General features: G+C 71.4%; 5 protein-coding genes. 3 read left to right on the top strand and 2 right to left on the bottom strand.

Annotated elements, in window-relative coordinates:
* Positions 1-2,335 (top strand): cbb3-type cytochrome c oxidase subunit I (locus tag FUT87_RS25215; protein ID WP_147242772.1); only part of this gene is annotated, 2,335 nt, incomplete at its 5' end.
* A 160-nt stretch (positions 2,336-2,495) separates the two neighbouring features.
* Positions 2,496-3,023, top strand: coding sequence for a hypothetical protein (locus FUT87_RS25210; protein WP_147242771.1), 528 nt, complete (start codon positions 2,496-2,498; stop codon positions 3,021-3,023).
* Between the two features lie 151 nt (positions 3,024-3,174).
* Here FUT87_RS25210 and FUT87_RS25205 read toward each other — a convergent pair whose 3' ends face one another.
* Positions 3,175-4,620, bottom strand: a complete 1,446-nt coding sequence (locus tag FUT87_RS25205) for an NAD-dependent succinate-semialdehyde dehydrogenase (protein ID WP_147242770.1) — start codon at positions 4,618-4,620, stop codon at positions 3,175-3,177.
* A gap of 175 nt (positions 4,621-4,795) precedes the next feature.
* Complete coding sequence (locus FUT87_RS25200; protein ID WP_091724502.1) at positions 4,796-5,479, bottom strand: hypothetical protein; 684 nt, start codon at positions 5,477-5,479, stop codon at positions 4,796-4,798.
* 186 nt (positions 5,480-5,665) lie between these two features.
* Here FUT87_RS25200 and FUT87_RS25195 point away from each other — a divergent pair.
* A partial coding sequence (locus FUT87_RS25195; protein WP_147242769.1) for a DUF3772 domain-containing protein occupies positions 5,666-7,196 on the top strand: 1,531 nt, incomplete at its 3' end.

Here is a 7,196-nt window from a genome sequence, read left to right as displayed (position 1 = left end):
CGTGCTGGCGCTGCTGATGCGGGCGCAGCTGGCCGCCCCGTCGCAGACCCTGATCGACGCGCCGCTGTTCCAGCAGCTGTTCACCATGCATGGCACGGTGATGATGTTCCTCTTCGCCGTGCCGATGGTGGAGGCGATCGCCGTCTACCTGCTGCCCAACATGCTGGGCGCGCGCGACCTGCCCTTCCCGCGCCTGTCCGCCTATTCCTACTGGATGTACGCGATCGGCGGGCTGGCCTTCTACGCCACGCTGTTCTGGCAGCTGGCGCCGGACTCGGGCTGGTTCATGTATCCGCCGCTGAGCGGCTCGCGCTACTCGCCAGGCCTGAACGCCGACTTCTGGCTGCTGGGCATCGGCTTCATCGAGATCTCCGCGATCGCCGGCGCCATCGAGCTGATCACCGGCATCTTGATGACGCGGGCGCCCGGCATGAGCCTGGGCCGCATGCCGGTCTATGCCTGGGCGATGCTGGTGGTGGGCCTGATGATCGTGCTGGCCTTCCCGGCGGTGATCGCCGGCACGGCGCTGCTGGAGCTCGAGCGGGCCTTCGACTGGCCGATCTTCGACGCGACGAGGGGCGGCGATCCGCTGCTGTGGCAACACCTGTTCTGGTTCTTCGGCCACCCGGAGGTCTACATCATCTTCCTGCCGGCGGCGGGGCTGGTGTCGACCATGGTGCCCGCGCTGGCGAGGACCTCGCTGATCGGCCGGCATGCGGTCACCGCGGCGCTGATCGCCATCGGCGCGGTCAGCTTCCTGCTCTGGCTGCACCACATGTTCACCGCGGGGCTGGGCGGGCTGGGGCTGAGCCTGGTGTCGATCTTCAGCGTCGCGATCGCGATCCCCGGGGCGCTGCAGATCTTCGCGTGGATCGGGACGCTGTGGCGCGGCCGCCTGAGGTGGACGACGGCGACCTGGTTCCTGGTCGGCTTCCTGGTGACCTTCGTGCTGGGTGGGCTTACCGGGGTGATGCTGGCGCTGCTGCCGATCGACTGGCAGGTCCATGACACCTACTTCGTCGTCGCGCATTTCCATTACGTGCTGATCGGCGGCATGGTGCTGCCGATGTTCGCGGCCCTCTACCACTGGATGCCGCTGTGGAAGGGGCGCGCGCTGTCGGAGCGGGCCGGCCGCTGGGTCTTCGGACTCGTCTTCGGCGGCTTCCACCTGACCTTCTTCCCGATGCACCTGGCAGGCATGTTGGGCATGCCGCGCCGCGTCCACACCTATCCGGCGGGCCTGGGGCTGGAAGTGCCCAACCTGCTGTCGTCGATCGGCGCGGTCGTCATCGCGGCGGGGGTGCTGCTGTTCGTCGTCGACCTGGTCCGCAGCCAACGCGGCCCGGAGCAATCGCACAACGACCCCTGGCGCTCGTCGACGCTGGAGTGGCTGCCGAGCGAGGCCTACGGCACCCGCAGCATTCCGCATGTCGAGCATCACGAGCCGCTGTGGCACCGGCCCGAGTTGCATGAGGAGGTCGAGGCCGGCGCGCATTGGCTGCCCGGCACGGTCACCGGTGGCCGGGAGACCTTGATCACCAGCCCGGTCCGGGCCCATCCGCTGCGCGTGGTCGTGCTGGCGGGCGACAGCCTGTGGCCCTTGCTGGCCGCGATCGGCACGGCGGCCTTCTTCCTGCTGATGACCGTCAAGCAGGTGGGCGGCACGGTGGCGGGCGGCGTGCTCGCGCTGGTGGCGATCTGGGCCTGGCTGTGGCAGACGGACCGGGCGCCGGCCGCCGAGGACGCGCAGGCGGCGGACGGCGTGCTGCTGCCGCTGGGCGCATCGGGCTGGCAGGCGCCGTCGTTCTGGGGCGTGGTGATCCTCATCGTGGTCGAGGCGACGATCTTCGCGTCGATGGCCTTCGCGCACCTGCATGTCGCGATGCGCCTGGACGTCTGCCCGCCGCCCGGGGTCGGCTTGGCGGGCGTCGACGCGCTCTGGCTGCAGACGCTGGGCTTCGCGCTCAGCGCGCTGCTGATGGCATGGACCGGCCGCGGCGCCTGGCGCACGCCAGTGCCGGCCTGGCGAAGCGCGTTGCTGCTGCCCGCGTTCGCCCTGGCGGCATGGGCCTTCCACGCGGGGTTGAGGGCCGCATGGCCGGCCGACCGCCCCCCGACGCTGGACGCATGGACGGGCACGCTGGCCGCGCTGCACGCGCTGCAAGGGCTGCAGATCGTGGTGGCAGCGCTGCTGGCGCTGTACTACGGCGTGCGCATCGCCAGCGGCCTGGTCCGTCCCCGCCAGCACGCCACCCGCGAATCGGTGGTGCTGCTCTGGGGGTGGATCTGCCTGCAGGGCGTGATCACGGTGTGGTGGCCGCGCTGGGTGGCTTGATCGCCGACGCGAATCGCGCCCCACCCGGGCTTCCCCCAGAAGGTGGCCCCTCTTCTCTCCCCCCTCGAGAACCAGTTTGAGTCATGGCGAAACCGGCCTCGATTTCGAGAATGGGCACCTTCCACCGGCATGGGGTCGATGACGGCGAAAGGCAGTAGCGATGTTGAAGCAAGTCGAGTGCAGGGAGGCGCCGCATTTGAGCGCGCAGCAGAGTGATCGAACCGGGCCTCGGCCCGGGACGGTGTGGGTCTACAGCAAGGGACAGTCGCCCTACGAGTTCTGTCCCTCCCGGGATCCGTGCTCGCCCAACGAGTGGCCCTACAACCTGCAGGCGCTGCGCGGCACGCCGGACCACGAGGACATCCTGGCGTGGCATCTCGGGAGGTACCACGAGTTCTCGCGCGTCGAGCTGGAAGCGCTCATGCAGCTGTTGATCCGACACGTCGGCGATCGGCAGATCAGCGTTGCCGTCTACCACGACGTCGACACGGGCCGCCGCCACCTCTGGTTCACGGTCTGGGGCTTCTCGATGGACCGCTGGAGCGAGGCGTCGACGCTGATTCAGCGGTTTGAAGACGACTGGGCCTCCAACCGGGCGCTGAGCCAGCTGCTCTGGGTGGTGGACGTCACCGCAAGCCCTGGCAGGTTCGAGGCCAGGGATCATGCCGCCGCGTCCGTTCAAGCCTGAGGCGCCTCACGCCGGGCCAAATACGCGCTCACGGGCAGCAGTCCCCGCATCCAAGGAGCCGTTGACTCCTCGCGCCGTTCATCCGGCGTGGCGGTCGTGGCCGGCCGGGGGAACCGCCGGCCGGCCGCTGCGAGACCTGGCGAGAAGGTCCTCAGACGCCGAGCAGCGACACCGCCTTGGTGTTCAGGTAGGCCTCGAGCGCCTCGGGGCCGCCTTCCGACCCGTAGCCCGAATCCTTGACGCCACCGAAAGGCATCTCGGCGGACGGCGTGGCCGGCTGGTTGATCCAGAGCATCCCGACCTCGACGCGCTGCGCGAGCAGATGGGCGTTCTTGATCGACTTGGTGAAGGCATAACCGGCCAGGCCGAAGGGCAGCCGGTTGGCTTCCGCGATGGCGTCCTCGAGGGTGTCGAAGCCGCGAATCGCCGCGATCGGCCCGAATGGCTCATCGTTGAAGACCGAGGCGTCCAGCGGCACGTCCGCCAGGATGGTGGGCGCGAAGAAGTTGCCCGCCGTCCCGACGCGCTCCCCGCCGGTGGCGATCTTGGCGCCGCGCTCTCGCGCCTCGGCGACGATCTTGGACATCGCGACGACGCGCCGCTCGTTCGCCAGCGGGCCGAGCGTCGTGCCTTCGGCCAGGCCGTCGCCAAGCTTGAGACCCTGCGCGTGCTTGACCATCGCGGCGGTGAACTCGTCCTTCAGGCTGTTGTGGACCAGGAAGCGCGTGGGCGAGATGCAGACCTGTCCCGCGTTGCGGAACTTCGCGCCGCCGGCCGCCTTGACCGCCAGCGCGACATCGGCGTCCTCCGCCACGATCACCGGCGCATGACCGCCCAGTTCCATCGTCACCCGCTTCATGTGGGCGCCGGCCAGCGCCGCCAGCTGCTTGCCGACCGGCGTCGACCCGGTGAAGGTGACCTTGCGGATGACCGGGTGGGGAATGAGGTAGCTGGAGATCTCGGCCGGATCGCCGAAGACCAGCCCGACGGTGCCGGGCGGCACGCCGGCGTCGACGAAGGTCTGCAGCAGCGCCGCCGGGGATGCCGGCGTCTCCTCGGGCGCCTTCACGAGGAAGGAGCATCCGGTGGCCAGGGCCGCGCCGAGCTTGCGCACGATCTGGTTGACCGGGAAGTTCCACGGCGTGAAGGCGGCCACCGGCCCGACCGGTTCCTTCAGCACCAGCTGCTGCGCCGCCAGGTTGCGCGACGGCACGATGCGCCCATAGACGCGGCGGCCTTCGTCGGCGAACCACTCGATGATGTCGGCGCCGGCGAGCACCTCGACCTTGGCCTCGGCCACCGGCTTGCCTTGCTCCTGGGTCAGCAGCCGGGCGATGTCGGGCGCGCGTTCGCGCAGCAGCGCGGCGGCGCGGCGCATGGTGGCGGCGCGCTCGTGCGCGGACACCTGGCGCCAGGCCTCGAAGCCCTTGCGGGCAGCTTCGAGCGCGCGGTCCAGGTCGACCTGGCCGGCATGGGCCACCTTGCCGATGACGGCACCGGTGGCCGGGTTGCGCACGTCGATGGTCTTGCCGCCGGCCGCATCGACCCATTCGTTGGCGATCAGCAGGCGGACATCGGGATAGGAAGGCGTCGTCATGGCGGGTCCTCGTGGCATCGCCCACGCGGCCGAGGCGGACGCGACGGCGGCGGGCGGGGGTGAACGATGGCGGCCACTCTACCCGCTCCCGCCGCGCCGCTGGGCGAGGCGTGGGGAGTCCGACGCCGTGCCGGCCCATTGCACGCCATGCGCCCAAACGGGCGCCGGCGCAGGATCAATCAGGCCGCTTGAGCACCTTCACCGCCCTCGCCCGCTCCTGCAGCGCGGCTTCGATGCGCCCCATGTCCACGCGCTCGCTGAACTGCCGCTGCTGCGGCGTCAGCTCGGTCCGGCGCTTGACGACGATGGCCCGCGCCTCCGGCGAGAGCGCCGCATGGACGGCGTTGCTCGCCTGGCCCCAGCACCGGGCCTGCTCGAGCAGACGCGGCGTCGGCAGCGTCGGCCCGACGCCCAGCAGCCCGGCGGTGGAGCTGAGGATCATCTGCCCCACGGCGGTGGCGACCTGGTCGCTGCGCAGCGACTCGGCGATGCAGAAGACGATCAGCGACTGCAGCCGGAACAGCTCCTCCCCGTTCGCCTGCGGCAGCCGCCGCACCGCGGCGTCGAGCCCGCTGGCGGTCGGCTGCATCTGGTCCAGCGTGCTGGCATAACGCTCGAAGCGGCGGCCATCGATGTCGGCCACGTAGAGGTCCTTCTCCTGCAGCGTCAGCCGCACGCCGGGCGCGTTGCCGGTCTTGTCGTCGCCGGGCTTGAGCAGCACCTGGAATTGCCCGTGGCCGGGCCGGCAGATGCGATAGAAGCCGTTGTCGAAGCGGATCAGGTGGGTTTCCTCGGTGGTCGCGTCGCGCAGCGTCGCGATCTGCCGGGCCCAGTCCGCGTTGATTCGCAGCAGGTGCATGGGGTGTCTCCCTTTTTCGAAGCAGCCCGCAGGCTAGCCGCGCCTCAAGGCGGAGCCAGTGACCAAAGTCCGGTGCCGCGCGACCGGCCCGGGCAAGCCGATTGCCCCGCGGGCGGCACCTGCGCTGATGAATCGATCGGGATGACGGTGTCGACCGGATGGCTGTCGCGGCTTCTCGCGACATGGATGTTGGGCCTGCTGACGGCGGCGTCGACGGCCTGGGCGCAGGAGGCGCCGAGCGCGCCCGTCGATCCCGACAAGGTGCTGGAGGCCGCGCGCAAGGACCTGGCCCAGCTGCAGCGGCAGCAGGACAAGGGGCTGGACGACGAGGCCGACCTGCAGGATTTGCGCAAGCAGGCGTTGTCGGTGCAGTCGCGCGCCGAGGAGGCGTCGGCGGCGCTGGAGCCGCGGCTCACCGACGCCCGCGCGCGGCTGGCCCAGCTGGGCGACGCGCCGGCGGGCGCGAAGGAGCCGCCCGAGCTTGCCGCGCAGCGCGCGCAGCTGGCGCGCGAGATCGCCGACACCGACGCGCAGGTCAAGCTCGCCAAGCTCACCGCCGTGGAGGCCGGCCAGGCGATCGCCGGCGCCGAGCAGAACCGCCGGATGCAGCTGGGCGCGCGGCTCGGAGAGCGCGTGCCCTCCCCGCTGCAATCGGGTTTCTGGACCGGACTGGCCCGCGAGGGGCCGGGCGACCTGGCGCGGGTGCGCGCGTTCTGGCAGTCGCTGGCCGATCTCTGGCGCGCCGTGCCGGCCCGGGGCTGGCTGGTGCTGGCGGGCGCGGCGGCCCTGGTGCTGCTCGTCACCCACGCGCTGCTGCGCCTGATCGCCCACCTGTGCGCGACCCGCGTGCCGCCGGGCCGGCTGCGGCGCTCGCTTTACGCGGTGAGCCTGGTGACGCTGCGCACGCTGCGACCCGGCCTGATCGTCCACGGCCTGATGCTGACGCTGGGCGCCACGGAGCCGGTGGCGCCGGTGCTGGCCGGCTGGCTGGACACCGTCGAGGCCATCGTCTGGTTCGGCGGCTTCGTCGCGGGCCTGGGCGCCGCCGCGCTGATGCCGCGCAAGCCCTCGTGGCGCCTGCTGCCCGCGCCGGATGAGACGGCCGCGCGGCTGGCCTGGTTCCCGCACACGCTGGCCGCCGCGGCGATGCTGGGCTGGTTGACCTCCCGGACGGCGGCGACGCTGGAGATCAGCCTGGCCTGGACCGGCGCCGCGCATGCGCTGGCGGCGCTGACCTTCGTGGCGGTGCTGGCCCTGGCGGCCAGGCAGTTGCCAAGACGCGGTGCGCCCGTGGATGCGCCTGGGGACGCGTCCGGGAAAGCGCCCGGGAAGACGGCCGGATCAAAGGACGCCGATGGCGCGCCCCGGTCGGCCGAGCCCGCCATCCGCCCCCTTTGGCTGTCGGTGCTGCGCGCCGGCGTGTGGTTGCTGCTGACCGCCGCGGTGCTGGCGCTGCTGCTGGGCTTCGTGTCGCTGGCCGTGTTCGCGATGAACCAGTTCGTCTGGGCGCTCATCGTGCTGGGCGGCGCCTACCTGGCGAGCGCGCTGGTCGACGACCTGTTCATGACGCTGCTGGCGCCCCTGCCCGCGGCGCCCAAGTCCGACGGCAAGCCCGCCGCGGCGCCCGACGAGGCCCCGGCGCCACCGCGCACCCGCGAGCAGACCGCGCTGCTGCTCTCGGGCCTGTGCCGCATCGCGATCGCCTTCCTGGCGCTGC

The sequence above is a fragment of the Mitsuaria sp. TWR114 genome (assembly GCF_007997345.1).
This window is presented reverse-complemented; position numbering and strand designations above follow the sequence as displayed.